Raw genomic sequence first — 18,749 nt, 5'->3', positions numbered from 1 at the left:
CTGACCACGCAGGCGCTGGACAAGGGCTGAAGGCGCTTATTCGCCCTGGTTCATCACGATTGGCTTCAGCACATTGCTCGGCAGGCCGTATTTGGCGATCAGCGCGTCATAGGTGCCGTTCGCCTGGAGGCGGTCGAGCGCACCCTTGACGGCATCGCGCAACTGCGTGCCCTCGGCGGTCTTCGGGAACGGGATGCCGGTCAGCGAACGGGTGAAGGGCGCGCCGAGCGGCACATAGGTGTTGGGTTCGAGCTTCTGGTTGTGGCTCATCGTCTCGCTGCCCTGGACGCCGCCCTGCAGGCGCTGCGTCTTGAGCTGCGTGCGCGCATCGACCGAACCCTCGGTGCCGACGACGTTGATCGCCGGCTTGCCCTTGGCGACGCAATTGGCCTCGCTCCACTCGCCGATCTGGCGGGGCCAGTTGGTCGAGCGGCTGGCGCCGACGCTCTTGCCGCAGAGGTCCTCAGGCGCCTTGATCGAGCCGGCAAGCGCGGTGACGGTGTAGAACTGGGCGCCCGAGACCATGTAGTCGATGAAGTCGGCGGTCTCGCGACGGGCCGGCAGGTCGCTCATGCCGGCCATGACCATGTCGACGCGCCCGGTATGCAGCGAAGGCAGCATCTGGGCGAAGGCGGTCTCCTGCCACTCGGCCTTGACCCCGAGTTCCTTGGCGATGGCCTCGCCGAGATCGTAGTCGAAGCCGGTCATCGTGTTGGTGGCCGGGTCCTTGTAGACGATCGGCGCGTAGTTCGGCTGGGTCGCGATGATGATCTTGCCGGCGGTCTTGATGCGCTCCGGCAGGGCCTGGGCCTGGGCGGTCAGCGCGGTGGCGGCGAGCAGCGTCGCTGCCAGGGTGAAACGAAGCATCGGGTTCTCCTTTTTGACCGATTATTTCAGAACGGCGGCGATGAAGTCGCGGGTGCGGGCCTGTTGCGGCGCCACCAGAACGGCATTGGGCGGGCCGCGCTCGACGATCTCGCCCTTGTCCATGAAGACGACGTCGGTTGCGACCTCGCGGGCGAAGCCGAGCTCATGCGTGACCACGATCATCGTCATGCCGCTGGCGGCGAGATCGCGCATCACGGCGAGCACCTCGCCGACGAGCTCGGGGTCGAGCGCCGAGGTCGGCTCGTCGAACAGCATCAGCTTCGGCTTCATCGCCAGCGCCCGGGCGATCGCGATGCGCTGCTGCTGGCCGCCGGAGAGCTCGATTGGGTAGGCGTTGCGCTTCTCGGAGAGACCGACGCGGGCGAGCAGCTTCTCGGCCTCGGCGATCGCTTCCTGGCGTGGCCGCTTCAACACCGTGACCGGGCCCTCGATGATGTTCTCGAGCACCGTCATGTGGTTGAACAGGTTGAAGCGCTGGAAGACCATGCCGGTCGAGAGGCGCTGGCGCGCGATCTCGGCGTCGCTCAGTTCATGCAATTCATCGCCCTTGATGCGATAGCCGATCAGCTGGCCATCGACCCAGATCGCGCCCTGATCGATCTTTTCGAGCTGGTTGATGCAGCGCAGCAGGGTGCTCTTGCCGGAGCCGGACGGCCCGATAATGCACTGTACGGTGCCGGGCGCGATGGTCAGCGAGACATTGTTCAGCGCGCGCAGGTCGCCGAAGCGCTTGGTGACATTGGCGGCGGCGACGATGGCGTTTGCGGGGGAGGCGTTCATGCTCCGGCCTCCTCGACGATCTGCGGCTTGGCACGGCGGTCCCCGCGGCCCTTGGAGAAGTAGCGCTCCAGGAAGAACTGGCCGGTCTGCAGCAGCGTGACGACGATCAGGTACCAGCCGGCGGCGACGATCAGGAGCTCGATGACGCGGGCATTGGCGTAGTAGATCGTCTGCGCGTTGCGCAGGATTTCGGAGAACTGGATCACGCTGGCGATCGAGGTCAGCTTGACCATGCTGATCACCTCGTTGCCGACCGGCGGGATGATGACGCGCATCGCCTGCGGCAGCACGATCCGCCTGAGCGTCGTCAGCCGTGTCATGCCGATCGACTTGGCGGCCTCGGTCTGCCCGACATCGACGGAGAGAATGCCGCCACGCACCACCTCGGCCGTGTAGGCGCCCTGGTTCATGCCGAGCCCGAGCAAGGTCGCCATGAAGGGGCCGATGACGTCGATGGTGCGCCACTCGACCAGGCCGGGGATGCCGACCGTCGGGAAGACCAGCGCGAGGTTGAACCAGAGCAGGAGCTGCAGCAGCAGCGGCGTGCCGCGGAAGAACCAGATGTAGAACAGCGCGACGCCGCGCAGCACCGGGTTCGGCGACATGTACATGATGGCGAAGATGACGCCGAGCGCGATGCCGAGCGCCATGGCGCAGGCCGTCATGATGATCGTGTTGACGAGGCCGCTCAGAATCGCCGGCGCGGTGAAGAACTGCCCGACGATCTTCCAGTCGATCTGGCCTTCGGCGAAGGCCTTCATCACCCAGGCCAGCACCAGGATGATCAGCGCCGCAGCGACCCAGCGCCCGTAATAGCGGCGCGGCACGAGCTTCAGCCCGGCGATCCCGGCGAGGTCACGCCCTATTCCAATTCCGACTGCGCTGGTCATCGCTGCGCTCCGCGGGTCCAAACGTCAAAATCCGCCAGCCAGCTGCGGAACCGGGTGATCTGCTCGGCGACGCGCGCTGGCGCGGTGCCGCCAAAGCCGCTGCGGGCGGCCACCGCGGCATCAAGGGTGAGACAGGCCCTTACATCCTCACCGAGGCGCGGATCAATGGCGCGCAGCTCGATCGGCTCGAGTTGTTCGAGATCGCGCCCCATTTCCTCGCAGTAGCGGACCAGCGTGCCGGTGATCTCGTGAGCTTCGGCAAAGGGAACCCCCTTGCGCGCGAGATAGTCGGCGACCTCGGTCGCCAGCGCGAACCCGGTGCCGGCCTGCGCCCGCATCACCTGCGGATGCGCTTCCATGCTGGCGATCAGCCCCGCGAAAGCCGGCAGCACCTCGCCCAGCACGTCGACGGCATCGAACGCGGCGCGCTTGTCCTCGGCGAGGTCGCGGTTATAGGCGAGCGGCAGGCCCTTGAGCGCGCCGAGCATGGCGACAAGATCGCCGGTCAGCCGCGCCGCCCGGCCGCGCGAGATCTCGGCGATATCCGGGTTCTTCTTCTGCGGCATGATCGACGAGCCCGTGGCGAAGGCGTCGTCGAGCGTGATCCAGCCGAACTGGCGCGAGGTCCAGAGCGTGACCTCCTCGGCCAGCCGCGACAGATTGGTCGCGAGCATGGCGGCGACGAACAGGAATTCCGCGACATGGTCGCGTGCGCCGACGGCATCGACCGAATTTTCGCAAGGCGCGTCATAGCCCAGCGCCTCGGCGCTGAGTTCGGGCGTCAACGCGATCGCCGAGCCGGCAAGTGCTGCCGCGCCGAGCGGAGACTGCCCGGACCGGCGCTCCCAATCCTGCAGGCGCGAGGCGTCGCGGGCGAGCACCTGGCCATGCGCCATCAGCCAGTGGCCGAATGTCACGGGCTGGGCACTCTGCAGATGCGTGAACCCCGGGCAGATCGAGGCGACGTGGGTTTCCGACTGGGCCGCGATGGCGTCGAGCAGTTCGGCCAGCATGGCGCCGATCAGGCGAACCTGCTCGCGCAGATAGAGCTTCAGGTTGTTGGCGGCCTGGTCGTTGCGCGAGCGGCCGGCACGGAGCTTGGCTCCGGTGTCCCCGATCCGGGCGATCAGCACGCGCTCGATGAACGTGTGGACATCCTCGTCATCGGCGCTCGGACACAAGGTGCCGGCCTGGACCTCCTGGGAGATGGCTTCGAGGGCGACAATGATCGCCTCCATTTCGGCGGCGGTGAGCAGTCCTGCCCGCAGCAATTCCGCGGCATGGGCCTTGCCGCCGGCGATGTCCTGGGGGGCGAGACGGGCATGGGCGCTGGCGGCACTGGAAAGCCGCATCAGCCGCGGATCCGGCTGCTTGCGGAAGCGGCCGCCCCACAGGCGTGTCGTCTGGTTCATCGCTCTCCCCTTTGATCTTTTGCAAAGACTGCCTCTTGACCGGGCAGCCAGCAAACGAAACGATCTCCGGCGGGTAGTCCAAAAAGGAATAGCTGTTGTGGCCGGCAATCGCCTCCCGCCATCGACGACGGGACTCAGGATTTTCCTCGCGGTTGCGCGGCTTGGCTCGACCGCGAAGGCGTCCGTCGCGGTCAACCTGACGCAGAGCGCCGTCTCCAAGCAGATTCAGGCGCTCGAGGAGCATCTGGGGACGACGCTGTTCGAGCGCACGCCGCAGGGGCTCAAGCTGACCGAAGCAGGCTCCATCTATAACCCTTACGCCGAGGCTGCGATCGAGCAGATGGAACGCGGCGCGCGCCGCCTGAGCGAACGCGCCGCCCAGGGGCGTCCGATCCGTCTCCACATGATCGCCATCGCCGGGGAACGCTGGTTGATGGAGCGCTTTCCGGTCTTCGCCCAGGCCCATCCCGAGATCGACGTGCAGTTCACCAATTTCGTCAGCGAGGAGGAGACGGAGGAGCCCGATATCGACATCGGCCACCAGAGCGGGCCTCTGCCCGGGCGCGAGTCGCATTATCTCTTCGGACGCCAGGTCGCCCTCGTTGCCGCCCCCTCGTTGATCGAGCGGATGGGCGGCTTCCAGCGTGCGGCCGATATCCAGAAGATGACCCTGCTCCAGCATTTCCAGATGCCGACCTTCTGGGCCGAATTCACCGAGACGCATGGCCTGCGTGGCGCCGTCCCCGCCCATACCGTGCGCTACGGCTACTATTCGGCGATGGCGGGGCTCGGCGTCGCGCTCGCGCCACGCTGCTACGTGGCGGAGGAACTGGCTTCCGGCGCCCTGATCAATCCGCTCGGTCTCGGCTTCGAGAGCGCAACCGGCTGCTGGCTCACCTTCAGCCCGAACACCGAGCACCGGCCGGGTTTCGAGGCGCTTGTCGCCTGGTTGCGCGAGGAGGCGGCGATCTTCGAGGCCGCGACGCTGGCCAAGGCGGCCAATGATGTGGCGGCCGTCGCGGTCAGCGCTGCTCCCGCGGTCCGGCAGGGGCGGCGAGGCCGTGCTTCGTAAGGCGGGCTGCCTCCGCCGCGGCCTGCGAGATGAGTGCTGCAGGAAGCCCGTCAGCCGCTCTCCGGGCAACGGGTATTGGTTGGAGGCCGGCCTGAACGCGGCGATTCCACGGAGCGGGAATTGCGCGGCCAGCGCTGCTATGCTGTTGCGGGCATCTGCCACCACAAGCCGAGAGAACCCGTGATTCCCTGGATCCAGATCGATACCGCGACGATGCCGGGTGGTGGCGGCGAGATCCGCCTCAAGCAGCGCGGCACGGAATTCTCGATCATGCTGGGCGCGATCGAACTGATGAACAGCCGCCTCAGCGGTTCCGAGGAGGCGCTGGCAACGCTGGTCGCGACGCGCCTTGCCGGCCGGCCGGAGCCGCGCATCCTGATCGGCGGACTCGGCATGGGTTTTACCTTGCGCGCGGCGCTGGCGGCATTCGGGCCGGGCGCGCAGATCGTGGTCTCGGAACTCGTGCCGGCCGTCGTCGCCTGGGCGCGTGGTCCGATGGCTGCGGTCTTCGGCGATTGCCTCGCCGATCCGCGTGTCACTGTCCGCAAGGAGGATGTCGCCCGGACGATAGGCGCCACTCCGGCGGCGTTCGATGCGATCCTGCTCGATGTCGATAACGGCCCGGAGGGGCTGACGCGCCGGGCCAATGACGGTCTCTACGACATGGCGGGTCTCGCCGCTGCACGCGCGGCCCTGCGTCCTGGCGGCGTCCTTGCCGTCTGGTCGTCCGGCCCCGACCATGGCTTCACGCAGCGCCTGCGCAAGAGCGGCCTTGCCGTCGAAGAGGTGAAGGCGCGCGCCAATGGCAAGCGCGGCGGCGCAAGGCATGTGATCTGGCTCGCGACCACCCCCGGTGCCGCCCAGGCCGAGCGCGCGCGGCGGGCCGGCGCATGATCGCTCCTGACAGGAGGGCGCGCCTCGCGTCGCTATAGACCCGACATGCCGAGACGTCCGCCGAAACCCCTCTCGATCAGCCCGTCGCAGGCCCGCCGGATCTGGCTGCGCGCCCAGCGGCTCGACACGCTTGCTCCCTTTGGCGACGGCCCCGAGGCCACGCCGGCGGCGGTGGACCATCTCGGCTACGTGCAGATCGACACGATCAACGTGGTCGAACGCTGCCATCATCACATCCTGTGGACCCGCATCCCGGCCTACCAGCGCGCGCATCTGCGCCAGGCCCAGAGCGTCGACAAGAGCGTCTTCGAATACTGGACGCACGCGCTGGCCTATGTCCCGACCCGGGATCTGCGCTTCTTCCTGCCCGAGATGAAGCGACGTCGCGAGAATCCTCCGAGCTGGTTCAGTTCGGTGACGAAGCAGGACCTGCGCAAGGTCATGGGCCTCGTTCGGCGCGACGGAGCGCTCTCGATCCGCGACATCGACGATGACGTGCTGGTCGATAAGGATCATGCCTGGGCAAGTCGCAAACCCTCGAAGCGCGCCCTGCAGCTCGCCTTCTTCAGCGGTGCGCTGACGATCTGCGAGCGCGCCGGCATGCTGAAGAGCTACGAGCTTCCGGAGCGGCATTTTGGCTGGGAACGGGCGCCACGGCCCGCCACCGAGAAGCAGGTTCTCGACTATCTCCTCGACCGCGCTCTGCGCTCGCAGGGCATCGTCAGCCTCGATTCGGTCTGCCATCTCGATGCGCCGCGCAAGCCCGCGATCCGCGAGCTGATCGAGACGCGGCTCCGTCGCAAGGCACTCGTGCCCGTCACGATCGAAGGGGCGGGAAAGCAGGAGCACTGGGCGCAACCGGCCACGCTCGAACCGACGCCCGCGCCGGACGCGGAACTGGTCCATATCCTCTCGCCCTTCGATCCGCTGATCATCCAGCGCAAGCGGCTGAAGCTGTTCTTCGACTACGATCACCTGTTCGAGGCCTATGTGCCGAAGGACAAGCGGGCGATGGGGTACTTTGCCCTGCCGGTGCTGGTCGGCGACGAGATCGTCGCGGCGGTCGACCTCAAGGCCGACCGCGCGAACGGGACACTCCTCGTCCAGCAATGGAACTGGATCGGCGAGGGCTCTGTCGAGCGGCACAAGGCGGTCATCGAGGAGGCACTGCATCGCTTCGAGCGCTTCCAGCTCGAAACGTGAATGAGTGCGCTCCGGCCGGAACGGGATGCCCCGGGTGCGCACAAGGGGGAGGCGCTGGCGGGCGGTTCAGGTCTGAAATCGGCGCTGGCAGCTCATCTGGCCGGGATGATGCCGCATTTGCGCGGAACGATCTCGCGGCAGATTCGTCGGACGCATCGCGGGATCGTTCATGCGCGACATCCTTGACCTCCTGCGCCTGTGGGGGCGCCTCTGGTGGCAATGCTGGCCGGTCCTGCTGCTGATCGCGGCCTGCGGAGCGATCGCCCAGGATCTGCTGCTGCCGCTTGCGGTTCAGGCCGGATTCCTCAACGGGCTTGCCGGCCTCGCCGTTCTCTCGCTGCTGGTGCTCGTCAAGCTCATCGCCATCGTGCTGATGTTTCTCACGCTGCGCGCCTACATGCCGGCCGTCGCGGCGCTGCAGGCCACCGGTGGCGCTGCTGCTGATCCGGAGAGGCTGCAATCGCCTGGCGAGCGGCGGTTGCTGGCACTGATCGCCGTCGCGATCATCCCCTTCTTCGCCTATTACGCCGCCTGGGGTTTTCTCGGCGATACGGTTCGCGAATACTCCCTCCTGGCGCTGGAATCCGCTCCCTTCGGCGAGCGGGCAGTGATTCTCGACATTCCGGATTCACAATGGCTCGTGGCCGCCATCCTGCTGTTCTGGGCGGTGCGGCGCTTCGCGAGGTGGATGAAGACGCGCGGCGCCGGGCCGTTCTGGCAATTCGTGATCGTGCTGTGCGACACCAACTGGATCTTCATCGGCCTTTACGTGCTGACGCGCTGGAAGGACGCCTTCTGGGCCTGGATCGCGACCGGCGGCCCGTTGCCCTACCTGATCATGATCCGGGACATGCTGCTCGCAGCGACCGGCCGGGCGCAGGCGGCGACGATCCAGCCGGTGGAACTGGCCGAGCCGCCTTTATCCGCCAGCGCCCAGAGCCTGCTGCTCTACGCCCTGCTGCCGCTGGTCTGGCTGCTGATGGCGGCGGTGATCTATGGCTACGACATGAAGGAGCCGGTTCCGCTCGCGCGTCACGAGCGGGTGACGGCGGCGCTGTCGCGCTACGGCGCCCTGCCGAAATTCCTGCGCGACTTCATCGCCCATTCCATCGAAGGCTACCGCTCCCGCTATCTGCCAATCGTCAACAGCGTGAGGCTGGCCTTTGGCGCCAGCCTGCCGGTCCTGCTCACGCTGATCGTCGGCTATCGCGCAATCGGCTGGCTTGGCGCCTGGGGCTGGGTCGGGCTGAGCCGTCTGATCGGTCCGCATGATCTCGCCACCTGGCAGGCGCTGGCGAGCCCGATCGCGCTTCTGCTCGGCGGGCCGAGCGACATCCGCGGCGGCATCCTTGTCGATACCGTGCGGATCTGCCTGCTCGCTGCCGTGATGGAGCGCGCCGTCGCAGCGCGCGGAGCGGAGACTGCCCAGCCGGCCGGTGCCGCTGGTTGAGCCGGCCTTACGATCCCCTGGCGAAGCGCAGATAATGCGGCCGGCCGCCGGCGAGGCTGACCACGACATCGACCTGAGCGAAGGCGGCACGGGGCAGCAGAAAACTCTCGGCGATGGCCAGCACGGCCCCGGCCTCCGGCTTGCTCGCCAGCGCCGGGCCGCAGGTCTTCGCCTGGCTGTTGCGGCGCGAAGGCAGGCGGCTCACCTCGGTTGGAGCCAGGAAGGTCGGCAGCCAGCGCTGGCCCGTGCCGTCCGCAAGTGCGATGCGGCATGGCAGCAGGGCAAACGGCGCCGGATCGCGCACCGTGGCCTCGAGTTCGAGCAGGGCTACCGTGGTGCCGTCCGGTCGCTCCGCGACCCGCTGCAGGCTGACGACGCGCCAATCGGCGCCGGCGAGGGGGGCACTTGCATCGAAACGCACCGGCTGCGGAAAGAGATCGCTCGCCCGCCACCAGTTCGTCGCCGTCTCGCGGCCGCGCAGGGCAAGGGCAGCAATCAGCGCCACCGGCAGCGCCCACAGGCTGAACCGCCTGAGTCGCATGGCCCGAGCGGAGGCCTGGACCTGCGCCTTACTCATTGGCCAGCCCGTTCAGGTCGAGAACATCGGCGCTCTCGGCAGCATCCGCCGCGAAACTGACCCGCGCCTGCGAATCCAACCGCGGCCAGCGCGCCGTCGAAACCAGCAATGTGCCGCCGGCCGCCTGGTCGCGCGGGAGTTCGAAGACAAGGATGCCGCGCGCCGGCAGGCCGGGTTCGATGCGCCCGGCGGTGAGGAGACGCGGCGCGCCGGCTACGCGCTGGCTCGCCTCGAAGCGAAAGCCCGCCGTGCTGCGCCAGAGCGCGCCGCCGATCGAGACCGATTCCGGCCGGGCTTCGAGCCGGGCTACGACCACCGCCCATAGGCCCGTGGTGCTGCGCTCGAAATCGCGCCCATAGGCGCGATAGCGGATGCGCTCGGCGAGGACGAGCTTTTCGACCGTGAGCGTGAAGCTGCGTGCCGGGATCGTCTCGCCGGGACGTCCCGAGGCGGGAAGCGGGCCGGTGATCTCCGCGTAGCCGGGCGTCGAGCGCTGCATTCCGAGCAGCATGCCGGCCGCGGCCAGGATCGCGATGAACTGGAGCAGCAGCCGCATCAGGAACCGTCGCCCCTGCCGGCAGAGCCGAGCGGCAGCGTGACCGCTGCGATCGTCTTCGGGTTGAACCAGCCGGGCGTGGCGAGCAGGTTGTCGCGTGGCTTGAAGGTCTCCGCCGTGATCGTCAGCCGCACGGTATCCGGCGGCACGGCTTCGGCGGGGATGGCCCAGACGACACGCACGCGCTCGGGCAGGCCCGGATGCAGCGCGTTCAGGATGCTCCTGTCGCGCAGCAGATAGAAGGTCGGGCTCCCTTCCAGCCCGGCGATCGGCGGGTCGATGGTCAGGATGCGCGAGACGACGTTGGAGCTTTCCGACGTCTGATTGAGGATGTCGAGATCGACGCTGAGCGAGGCCTTGCCTTGCGGGCCGCGATAACCGTCGGGACGTGGCTCGGTCGAAACCTTGGCCGCCAGTACGGCGACGCGCCAGCGTCCGGCATCGATCGCCTCGCCCGGTGCGACAGTCGGCAGCGAGGTCGCCGGCATCGCGCCCAGGATCGTCTGCACCGTCGCCAGGGCCAGGGCGAGCAGCCCACCGACCCCGGCCATGAACCGACTGAACAGGGTCTTTCTCAGCGTGGCGAGGGCGGCAAGCATCGCAGAGGCGTCAGGCTCCGTCTGGGCGGCGGACAGCACCCCGGGCGGATCGCGCGACCGAATCCGTCAGGGTGCGCCAGCCGGAGCATAAGGGCCGCCCGTCATGGCGCAATCGTGGCAACCAGCCGCCGATTACCCGAAAAGGTTGCGGAACTGCCGCGGCTGGGAGCGCAGATACTGGTTCGGCGCCTTGACGCTGGCGCCAAGATGGGCGGCGGCGTGCCAGGGCCAGCGCGGATCGTAGAGGATGCCGCGTGCCAGCGCGACAAGATCGGCGTCGCCGGTGCCGACGATCGCTTCGGCCTGATCCGGCTCGGTGATCAGCCCGACGGCGATGCTCGGCAGATTTGTCGCCTGCTTGACGGCCCGGGCGAAGGGGACCTGGTAATTCGGGCCAAGCGGGATCGCCTGCTTGGCCGAGAGACCGCCGCTGGAGACATGCATGAAGCTGCAGCCGCGTGCCTCGGCTGTCTTGGCGAAGGCGATCGTCTGTTCGATGTCCCAGCCGCCCGGCACCCAGTCAGTGCCGGAGACACGGAAGCCGACCGGGATATGCGCAGGGACGACGGCCCGCACGGCGTCATAGACCTCGAGCGGCAGGCGCATGCGGTTTTCGAGCGTGCCGCCATAGTCATCCCCACGCTGGTTCGAGAGCGGCGAGAGGAACTGGTGCAGCAGATAGCCATGGGCGGCGTGCAACTCGATCGCCTGCAGGCCCAGCCGCACGGAACGCCTGGCCGATGCGGCGAAATTCTCGCGGATGCGGGCGATGCCTGCGAGATCGAGCGCCAGCGGCGCCCGCGGGTGATCGCCAAACGGGATCGCCGACGGGGCAAGCGTCTGCCAGCCGCCTTCGTCGAGTCCGAGCTGGCCGCCGCCAGTCCAGGGCGCGCGCACCGAGGCCTTGCGCCCGGCATGGCCGAGCTGGATGCCGATCGGCATGTCGGAATGCGCGCGGACCGCAGCCAGCGTCCTGGCCAGGGCTGCTTCCGTCTCGTCCGACCAGAGGCCGAGGTCCTGCGGGCTGATCCGGCCTTCCGGCTCGACGGCCGTCGCCTCCAGGAACATCAGCGCGGCGCCCGACAGGGCGAGATGGCCGAGATGGATCGTATGCCAATCGGTCGCCCGGCCGTCCTCGGCCGAATACTGGCACATAGGCGCAATCACGATGCGATTGGCGAGTTCGAGACCGCCGAGCTTGTACGGGGTGAAGAGCTGGCTGGTCATGGTGCCTCCGGCGGTTCCATCGCGCCGCGCGGACGGACCCGCCGACCGGTTGCTTCTAGCCGTCTCGCCAAGCCGCTGACTACAGGCAACGGCGCAAGGGCACGGTTGCAGATGCGAAGAGAGTGCTACGGCCCCGTGGCCGAGACCAGCCAGATGGCGAAGGGGAAGGTCAGCGCCGCCAGGGCCGTGGAGAGCACGATCGCGCCGGCGATCGGCCGGCTGTCGGTCTCGAAGCGCTCGGAGATGACGAAGACATTGGCCGCAATCGGCAGGGCCGAATAGAGCACGCCGGCCATGACCCAGAACGGATCGAGCTTGAGCACGACCGCAAGCACGACCCAGGTCACCAGGGGATGCAGCACGAGCTTGCCGGCGACCAGCGGTGCGATCCTGAGGCCCGGAAGCTTGCTGCCGCCACCGCTCCATTGTCGCGCCGCAAGGCCGAGCGCGAAGACGCCGACGGGCGCTGCCGCATTGCCGAGGAAGGAGAGGAAGCGGTCGACCGGCTCCGGGATCGCGACCCCGCTGACCGAGAGCGCGAGGCCGCCTGCGATCGACAGCATGAAGGGGTTCAGGATCGTGCCACGAATGAGCCGGCCGGCGATGACGGGCACCGAGCCGGCGCCGCGCCCGGCCTCGATCAGTCCGATCGACAGAGGCACGATCAGCGCCGTGTCGCAGATCAGGCCGATGGCGATCGGCGCCGCGGCGCGCTCGCCGAGGAAAGCCAGCATCAGGGGAATGCCGAGAAAGGCGAAATTGCCACCGACGAGGCTTTGCCCGCGCGAGACGGCATTCGGGAAGGGCAGGGCTCGCAGTCGCGCGCCTATGAGAATGCCGAGCACCATGATCGTCACGCCGATGGCCGCCAGAGCCATGAAGAAGGTCGTGTTCCAGAGCTCGGCGATCGGCTGCCGCGACATCACCCGCAGCACCATTGCCGGCGTCGCGATCATGAAGGCGAAGGTGTTGAGCACCCTGACGGAATCGGGGCCGAACAGCGTGCGGCCGGAAACCAGCGCGCCGAGCGCGATCACCGCGAAGAACGGCGTGCTGGTGGCAAGGAATTGAAGCATCGATTGCGCTGACGGCTGGAGAACCCGCGCATCATCCCGGTTCTGCCTGTCCGGGCACCGGAATGACGCGCGTTTTGCAGCTCTCTACCAGCCGGGGCTCGGCATTGGCCATGCGGCCCGCCGCCTGACGGCCCACCACCAACGCAGGCGCCGCCGTGATCAGTTCGCTTGGAAGGCGCCGATCATGTAGCTCTCGTTGCCGATCTCGGTGACGCGGCCCTTCACCTCGTAGGTCGCGAGATCGACGATCCAGACCACGCTGGAATTCGACTTGCCCTTGGGCGCCCCGGTGATCGCGGCATATTTGCCGTCAGGGGTGATCGCGATGCCGCGTGGGCGGGAGGGTTCGCCGCCGGGGGTCTTCAGTTCGACTCGGCTGATCGTCGCCGGCCGCCCGGCGATGGCCTTGGCGACATCGATGATGTCGATGTTGTTCGAGCGGAAATGCGTCGACAGGATGCGCTTGCCATCCGGCAGGAACGCCGCCACGAAGGGACGCGTCGGCACGGACTTGTCGTCGGTGCCGACCAGCACGCGGGCGACCTCGGCCTTGGCAGGGTCGGACAGTGCCTTCTCGACATCGATGATCGAGACCGTGTTGCCGGGCGTGTCGGTCTGCGCGTTCTCGCGCGAGGCATGCGCCACGAGCTTTCCGTCCGGGCTGGTCGAGATGCCGAAGCCGCCCGCCTGCACGGGGATGCGCGCGATCTCCGCCCCGGCTTCACCGGCAATCGCCTTTTGCAGGCTGATCACCGAGATATCGTCCGTGCCGCCATTGGCGCCGAAGATCGTGCCGCCGCCGAGGGGACTGATCGTCACGCCGTTGGTGTCGGGGAAGCAGCCGAATTTCGGATCGGGGGCGCGGTGCGGCACGGGATCCGGCGGGCAGGGGAAGCCCGGCTTGCCGAAAGCCTGCTCGACCCGACGAATGACCTTGTTGCTGGCGAGGTCGACGATGCTGATATGGCGACCGCCATCTTCGTCGCCCTTCTGTTCGGCATGGGCGAGCGCGGCATGCCGGCCGTCCAGCGCGATCGCGAAGCCGGTCGGTCCGAAGCCTTCCGTCTCGATATAGCCCTCGACGGCCGCAAGCGTGCCGTTGCTCGCCGGATCGAGCGCCTTCCTGAGATCGACGATGGTGACGGTGCCGGCATGGCCATGCTGGAAGGCGGCGGCATCCTCCGGCCTGGTGCGGCCGGAATGATTGACGACATAGGCGCGCCGGTAGTCCGGCGCGATGGTGATGGTGATCGGCTGGCCGCTGGAGATCGTGTCGGCCTTGCCGGTTCCGGTCGCGTCGATATCGGGCGTGACGCGGATGCGGTTCACCACCGCTTTCGGCGTGCCGTCATTGGCCGGATCGATCGCCTTTTCCAGGTCGATCACCAGGACGACATTGTCCCAGCGCCCGCTCGCGAGGAAATAGTCCTTTGCCATGGCGGCCTGTGTTCCTCCGGCAGCGATCAGCGCCATTACGCCAGTCAGAAGCATCGTCCTTAGCATCGTCCGTCCTCCTTCGGCTCACCCGTTTGTCCGGGTCCTTGGTTGGGATGCCTGCTGTCGCTCCGGCCTTGCGCGTCAGGCCTCCAGCGCCATGTCGAGCACGCGGGCGACATGCAGCGCCTCTCGGCCTGCGCCATCATGGATCTGGTGGCGGCAGCTCGTGCCATCGGCGACGACGAGATCCTGCGCCCCGGCCTTGCGCACGGCCGGCAGCAGCGAGAGCTCGGCCATGGCGAGCGAGACGTCCATGGTTGACGCGCCATAGCCGAAGGCGCCCGACATGCCGCAGCAGCTCGACTCGATCGGCTTGACCTCGAGGCCAGGAATCGCGCGGAGCGTCGCCTCGACGGCGCCCATCGCCGCGAAGGCCTTCTGGTGGCAATGTCCGTGCAGATGGGCGACGCGGCCCCGCTGGTCCTTCAGCGGCAGCGTGGTCGCCCCGGACTTGATGTCGGCCGCGAGCAGCTCCTCGAGCAGGAACGCGGCCCTGGCGGCAGGTTCGGCCTGCTCCTTCGGCAGGATCGCGCCAAACTCGTCGCGGAAGGTCAGCAGGCAGGATGGTTCGAGCCCGACGATGCGCGCACCCCTGGCGATATAGGGCGAGAGCGCATCGAGGGTGCGTTTGGCCTCGGTGCGCGCCTCATCGACCAGCCCGGCCGAAAGGAAGGTCCGCCCGCAGCAGAGCGGCCTGCCGCCGTCGGCCGGCTCGACCTTGTGGATGCGATAGCCGCCGGCCGCGAGCACGCGCTCGGCCGCCTCGAGGTTCTCGCGCTCGTAATAGCGGTTGAACGTGTCGCCGAAGAGCACGATGTCGCGCCCGTCGCCCTTCACCTCGCTTGCCGTCGCGGGTGTGCCGGCCTGCGCCCAGGGCTTGCGCCAGACCGGCAGCGAGCGCCGCGCGCTGAAGCCGAGCCAGCGCTCGCTCAGCTTGGCCAGGGCGGGGATGCGATCGCGCAGATTCATCAGCGGCGCCAGTTTCGCGGCATAGGGCGCGTAGCGCGGCAGCCAGGCGATCAGCCGTTCCTTCAGCGGCAAGCCATGGCGCCGGTGATAATGGTGGAGGAATTCGATCTTCATCCGCGCCATGTCGACACCGGTCGGGCAGTCGCGCTTGCAGCCCTTGCAGGAGACGCAGAGATCGAGCGTCTCCTTCATCTCCGGCGAGGTGAAGGCGTCGGGGCCGAGCTGCCCGGAGATGGCGAGGCGCAGGCTGTTGGCGCGCCCGCGCGTCAGATGCGTCTCGTCCCTGGTGGCGCGATAGGACGGGCACATCGTGCCGCCGGAGAGTTTCCGGCAGGTGCCGTTGTTGTTGCACATCTCGACGGCGCCGCCGAGCCCGCCCCAGTCGGACCAGTCGAGCGCGGTTGCGGCCGGAATGGGCGTCGCATAGCCCGGCGGAAAGCGCATCAGGCTGCGATCGTCCATCCTGAGCGGGCGCACGATCTTGCCGGGGTTCAGCCGGTTCTCCGGGTCGAACCCGTCCTTCACCGCCTCGAAGGCGCGCGTCAGCGGGCCGCCGAACATCGGCTCGACGAACTCCGAGCGCGAGATGCCGTCGCCATGTTCGCCGGAATAGGAGCCCTTGAACTGGCGCACGAGGTCGCAGGCGGCCTCGGCGATGCCGCGCATCGCCTTGACGCCGGCCTCGTCCTTCATGTTCAGGATCGGGCGGACATGCAGGCAGCCGACCGAGGCATGGGCATACCAGGTTCCGCGCGTGCCATGGCGGGCGAAAAGCTCGGTCACCGCGTCGGTGTAGTCGGCGAGATGTTCGAGCGGGACCGCGCAATCCTCGATGAAGGAGACCGGCTTCCCGTCGCCCTTCATCGACATCATGATGTTGAGGCAGGCCTCGCGCACCTCCCAGACCGGCTTCTGTCGCGCCGGCTCGACGACCTCGACGACCGCCTCGGCAAAGCCGTGATCGGCCATGCACTGATCGAGCCGCTTCAGGTCGCGCTTCAGCACTGCGAGATCGTCGCCGGCGAACTCGACCAGCAGCAGGCAGTTCGGCTGGCCCCTGGTGATGTCGGCGAGCGTCCGCACGAAGAGCGGGATATCGGCGCCGAGCACCAGCACATTGTTGTCGACGAGCTCGACCGCGACCGGGCCCAGCGCCACGATATGCTGCGTCGTCTCCATCGCCGCGCGAAAATCCGGGAAATGGCAGACGCCCATGACGCGGTGCGTCGGCAGGGGCGAGAGCCTGAGCGTCGCCTCGGTGGTGATGGCGAGCGTGCCTTCCGAGCCGACCAGCAGATGCGACAGGTTCGGCCGGGCCGGGAGCAGTTCGTCGAGATTGTAGCCGCCGACCCGGCGCTGCACCTTCGGGAAGATGCGCTCGATCTCGTCGCGGTGCCCGTCGGCCAGCGACAGCATCCGCGTCATCAGGTCCCGCGCCCTGACCGAGGCATTGTCGCCGACCGGGCTCTCGCCCAGCGCAAAGGCCTCGCCGTCATGGAACTGCGCCCGCAGGGCGATGACATTGTCGACCATCTTGCCGTAGCGCAGCGAGCGCGCGCCGGAGGAGTTGTTGCCGGCCATGCCGCCAATGGTGCAGCGGCTCGCGGTCGAGGGCTCGACCGGGAAGAACAGGCCGTCCTGCTTCACATGGCTGTTGAGCTGCTCCAGCACGATGCCGGGTGCGACCGAGACCGTGCGCGAGGCCGGGTCATAGTCGCGGATCGCGTTGAAATGCCGGCTCATGTCGAGGACCAGCGCATCGCCGATCGGCTGGCCGTTCTGCGACGTGCCGCCGCCGCGCGCGATCACCGGGACGCCATGCTCGGCCGCGATCTGGAGCGCGGCGGCGATGTCGGCCTCGCTCTTCGGGAAGGCGACGCCCTGCGGGATGATCTGGTAGATCGAGGCGTCGGTGGCGTAGCGCCCGCGCGTGAATGCGTCGAAGCGGACCTCGCCTTCGAGGGCCTGGGCCAGGCGGCGTTCCAGCCCGAGATTGCGCGAGCCCTGTTTGGCGAGAGGGGCGGCATGGGTCATCGCGTCACATATCCATTCCAGTTCATCTCGCCCCGGCCCTGCGTTGCGCTTCGGCCGGAACGATCCGCATTCCCGTGGATGCGGTCACCTATTCGGCGGCCTCAGCCGCTTTTCCGGCTCGGCCGCTCCTGCGCCGCACCGCCCCGATCAGATCCGACACCGGCCCCCAGAAGAGCAGGATCATCGCGAGCGCAACCAGCGTCGTGACGAGCCCGTTGGCGACGAAGACGCCGAGGCTGCCGCCCGAACCGAGCAAGGCCTGCCGGAAGGCGTCCTCGGCCCGGTCGCCAAGGACGAGCGCCAGCACCAGCGGCGCGAGCGGGTAGTCGAGCTTCTTGAAGACATAGCCGACGATGCCGAAGATCAGCATCAGCCAGATGTCGAAGATCGAGTTGGAGATCGTGTAGGCGCCGATGGCGCAGACGATCAGGATCACCGGCGCGACGAAGGAGAAGGGGATGCGCATGATCGCGGCGAAGAGCGGCACGGTCGCCAGCACGATGATCAGGCCGGCGAGATTGCCGAGATACATCGAGGCGATCAGCCCCCAGACGAAGTCCTTCTGCTCGACGAAGAGCATCGGGCCGGGCTGAAGCCCCCAGACCAGCAGGCCGCCGAGCAGCACGGCGGCAGTGGCCGAGCCCGGGATGCCGAGCGCCAGCATCGGCAGCAAGGCGCTGGTGCCGGCGGCGTGCGCCGCGGTCTCCGGCGCCAGCACGCCCTCGATCTCGCCCTTGCCGAAATTGGCGCCACGCCGCGAGAAGCGCTTGGCGAGGCCATAGCCCATGAAGGAGGCGGCGATCGCGCCTCCCGGCGTCACGCCCATCCACATGCCGACGAGGCTGGAGCGGGCGAGCGTCGCCCAGTAGCGCGGCAGCCCGGCCCAGGTCCGCAGCACGACCTTCAGGTCGATCGTCGCCTGCTTGCCCTTGAAGACCAGTCCTTCCTCGACGGTGAGCAGGATCTCGCTGACGCCGAACAGGCCGATCACGACGATCAGGAAGTCGAAGCCGCGCATCAGCTCGGTCGAGCCGAAGGTCATGCGCAAATCGCCCGAGATCGAATCGAGCCCGACTGCGGCCAGCAGGAAGCCGATGCAGAGCGAGGCCAGGATCTTTGCCCGGTTTTCCCGGCCCATGCCGATGAAGGAGCAGAAGGTCAGCAGGAAGACGGCGAAGAACTCGGCCGGCCCGAAGCGCAGGGCAAAGGAGGCGACCAGGGGCGCGACGAAGGTGATCAGGATGACGCCGGAGAGAGCCCCGATGAACGAGGCGGTGAAGGCGGCCGTCAACGCCTCGGCCGCCTTGCCCTGCACTGCCATCGGATAGCCGTCGAAGGTGGTCGCCACCGACCAGGCCTCCCCCGGGATATTGAACAGGATCGAGGTGATCGCGCCGCCGAACAGCGCCCCCCAATAGATCGAGGAGAGCAGGATGATCGCCGAGGTCGGATCCATGCCGAAGGTCAGGGGCAGCAGGATCGCCACCCCGTTCGGACCGCCCAGGCCCGGCAGCACGCCGACGATGATGCCGAGCACCACGCCGATCGCCATGAATCCGACATTCTGCCAGGACAGCGCGACCTGGAAGCCGGCGATCAGCGAAGAGAGGTCTTCCATCAGTTTA

The 18,749-nt window shown here is 67.9% G+C and carries 16 protein-coding genes; 4 read left to right on the top strand and 12 right to left on the bottom strand.

The window, feature by feature from the left end; all coding sequences use genetic code 11:
* Positions 1–36: 36 nt before the first annotated feature.
* The 4 genes from FG93_RS16070 to argH are packed head-to-tail and all read right to left on the bottom strand — an operon-like array spanning position 37 to position 3,970.
* On the bottom strand, positions 37–867 hold the full coding sequence (locus tag FG93_RS16070) for an ABC transporter substrate-binding protein (protein ID WP_052513834.1): 831 nt from the start codon (positions 865–867) through the stop codon (positions 37–39).
* Between the two features lie 21 nt (positions 868–888).
* The gene (locus FG93_RS16065) at positions 889–1,668 is read right to left on the bottom strand and encodes an amino acid ABC transporter ATP-binding protein (RefSeq protein WP_043236074.1); all 780 of its coding nucleotides are present in this window, start codon (positions 1,666–1,668) and stop codon (positions 889–891) included.
* On the bottom strand, positions 1,665–2,558 hold the full coding sequence (locus tag FG93_RS16060; protein ID WP_052513833.1) for an amino acid ABC transporter permease: 894 nt from the start codon (positions 2,556–2,558) through the stop codon (positions 1,665–1,667). The genes FG93_RS16065 and FG93_RS16060 overlap by 4 nt, the downstream gene beginning before the upstream one ends.
* A complete protein-coding gene (argH, locus tag FG93_RS16055; RefSeq protein WP_043236072.1) occupies positions 2,555–3,970 on the bottom strand; it encodes an argininosuccinate lyase in 1,416 nt (471 codons plus the stop codon). Before argH ends, FG93_RS16060 begins: the two co-directional genes overlap by 4 nt.
* Before the next feature lie 97 nt (positions 3,971–4,067).
* Between argH and FG93_RS32425 the strand changes: the two genes are divergently transcribed.
* The 4 genes from FG93_RS32425 to FG93_RS16030 all read left to right on the top strand — a co-directional run bounded on the left by FG93_RS32425 (position 4,068) and on the right by FG93_RS16030 (position 8,589).
* A complete protein-coding gene (locus FG93_RS32425; protein WP_052513832.1) occupies positions 4,068–5,042 on the top strand; it encodes a LysR family transcriptional regulator in 975 nt (324 codons plus the stop codon).
* Between the two features lie 180 nt (positions 5,043–5,222).
* The gene (locus tag FG93_RS16045; protein ID WP_043236132.1) at positions 5,223–5,936 is read left to right on the top strand and encodes a hypothetical protein; all 714 of its coding nucleotides are present in this window, start codon (positions 5,223–5,225) and stop codon (positions 5,934–5,936) included.
* 45 nt (positions 5,937–5,981) lie between these two features.
* A complete protein-coding gene (locus FG93_RS16040) occupies positions 5,982–7,139 on the top strand; it encodes a winged helix-turn-helix domain-containing protein (protein WP_043236070.1) in 1,158 nt (385 codons plus the stop codon).
* A gap of 169 nt (positions 7,140–7,308) precedes the next feature.
* Positions 7,309–8,589: a hypothetical protein gene (locus FG93_RS16030; RefSeq protein WP_043236066.1), complete on the top strand. Its 1,281-nt coding sequence runs from the start codon at positions 7,309–7,311 to the stop codon at positions 8,587–8,589.
* Positions 8,590–8,596: 7 nt separating this feature from the next.
* On the opposite strand, the gene FG93_RS16025 is transcribed toward FG93_RS16030, so the two are convergent.
* The 8 genes from FG93_RS16025 to FG93_RS15990 form a co-directional block, all read right to left on the bottom strand.
* Positions 8,597–9,166, bottom strand: a complete 570-nt coding sequence (locus tag FG93_RS16025; RefSeq protein ID WP_043236064.1) for a hypothetical protein — start codon at positions 9,164–9,166, stop codon at positions 8,597–8,599.
* Positions 9,159–9,722, bottom strand: a complete 564-nt coding sequence (locus tag FG93_RS16020; protein ID WP_052513831.1) for a hypothetical protein — start codon at positions 9,720–9,722, stop codon at positions 9,159–9,161. The genes FG93_RS16025 and FG93_RS16020 overlap by 8 nt, the downstream gene beginning before the upstream one ends.
* Positions 9,722–10,360: a hypothetical protein gene (locus FG93_RS16015; protein WP_043236061.1), complete on the bottom strand. Its 639-nt coding sequence runs from the start codon at positions 10,358–10,360 to the stop codon at positions 9,722–9,724. The genes FG93_RS16020 and FG93_RS16015 overlap by 1 nt, the downstream gene beginning before the upstream one ends.
* A 93-nt stretch (positions 10,361–10,453) precedes the next feature.
* On the bottom strand, positions 10,454–11,548 hold the full coding sequence (locus FG93_RS16010; RefSeq protein ID WP_043236059.1) for an NADH:flavin oxidoreductase/NADH oxidase: 1,095 nt from the start codon (positions 11,546–11,548) through the stop codon (positions 10,454–10,456).
* Between the two features lie 125 nt (positions 11,549–11,673).
* On the bottom strand, positions 11,674–12,624 hold the full coding sequence (locus tag FG93_RS16005) for an AEC family transporter (protein WP_043236058.1): 951 nt from the start codon (positions 12,622–12,624) through the stop codon (positions 11,674–11,676).
* A 159-nt stretch (positions 12,625–12,783) separates the two neighbouring features.
* Positions 12,784–14,127, bottom strand: coding sequence for a YncE family protein (locus FG93_RS16000; RefSeq protein WP_152579458.1), 1,344 nt, complete (start codon positions 14,125–14,127; stop codon positions 12,784–12,786).
* A gap of 75 nt (positions 14,128–14,202) precedes the next feature.
* A complete protein-coding gene (locus tag FG93_RS15995) occupies positions 14,203–17,124 on the bottom strand; it encodes an FAD-binding and (Fe-S)-binding domain-containing protein (protein WP_043236053.1) in 2,922 nt (973 codons plus the stop codon).
* Between the two features lie 88 nt (positions 17,125–17,212).
* Positions 17,213–18,742, bottom strand: coding sequence for a tripartite tricarboxylate transporter permease (locus FG93_RS15990; protein WP_043236052.1), 1,530 nt, complete (start codon positions 18,740–18,742; stop codon positions 17,213–17,215).
* Positions 18,743–18,749 lie beyond the last annotated feature (7 nt).

The organism is Allobosea sp. LC85 (assembly GCF_000735605.1).
Classification (GTDB): Bacteria; Pseudomonadota; Alphaproteobacteria; order Rhizobiales; family Beijerinckiaceae; genus Allobosea.
The sequence above is the reverse complement of the archived record's forward strand: the minus strand, read 5'-3'. Positions and strand labels throughout refer to the sequence as shown.

Coding starts and splice junctions, on each gene's coding strand:
- FG93_RS16040 (WP_043236070.1), top strand. CDS start 5,982: ATGCCGAGACGTCCGCCGAAACCCCTCTCGATCAGCCCGTCGCAGGCC.
- FG93_RS16005 (WP_043236058.1), bottom strand. CDS start 12,624: ATGCTTCAATTCCTTGCCACCAGCACGCCGTTCTTCGCGGTGATCGCG.
- FG93_RS16010 (WP_043236059.1), bottom strand. CDS start 11,548: ATGACCAGCCAGCTCTTCACCCCGTACAAGCTCGGCGGTCTCGAACTC.
- FG93_RS16030 (WP_043236066.1), top strand. CDS start 7,309: ATGCGCGACATCCTTGACCTCCTGCGCCTGTGGGGGCGCCTCTGGTGG.
- FG93_RS16065 (WP_043236074.1), bottom strand. CDS start 1,668: ATGAACGCCTCCCCCGCAAACGCCATCGTCGCCGCCGCCAATGTCACC.
- FG93_RS16025 (WP_043236064.1), bottom strand. CDS start 9,166: ATGAGTAAGGCGCAGGTCCAGGCCTCCGCTCGGGCCATGCGACTCAGG.
- FG93_RS15995 (WP_043236053.1), bottom strand. CDS start 17,124: ATGACCCATGCCGCCCCTCTCGCCAAACAGGGCTCGCGCAATCTCGGG.
- argH (WP_043236072.1), bottom strand. CDS start 3,970: ATGAACCAGACGACACGCCTGTGGGGCGGCCGCTTCCGCAAGCAGCCG.
- FG93_RS15990 (WP_043236052.1), bottom strand. CDS start 18,742: ATGGAAGACCTCTCTTCGCTGATCGCCGGCTTCCAGGTCGCGCTGTCC.
- FG93_RS16060 (WP_052513833.1), bottom strand. CDS start 2,558: ATGACCAGCGCAGTCGGAATTGGAATAGGGCGTGACCTCGCCGGGATC.
- FG93_RS16000 (WP_152579458.1), bottom strand. CDS start 14,127: ATGCTAAGGACGATGCTTCTGACTGGCGTAATGGCGCTGATCGCTGCC.
- FG93_RS16070 (WP_052513834.1), bottom strand. CDS start 867: ATGCTTCGTTTCACCCTGGCAGCGACGCTGCTCGCCGCCACCGCGCTG.
- FG93_RS16020 (WP_052513831.1), bottom strand. CDS start 9,722: ATGCGGCTGCTGCTCCAGTTCATCGCGATCCTGGCCGCGGCCGGCATG.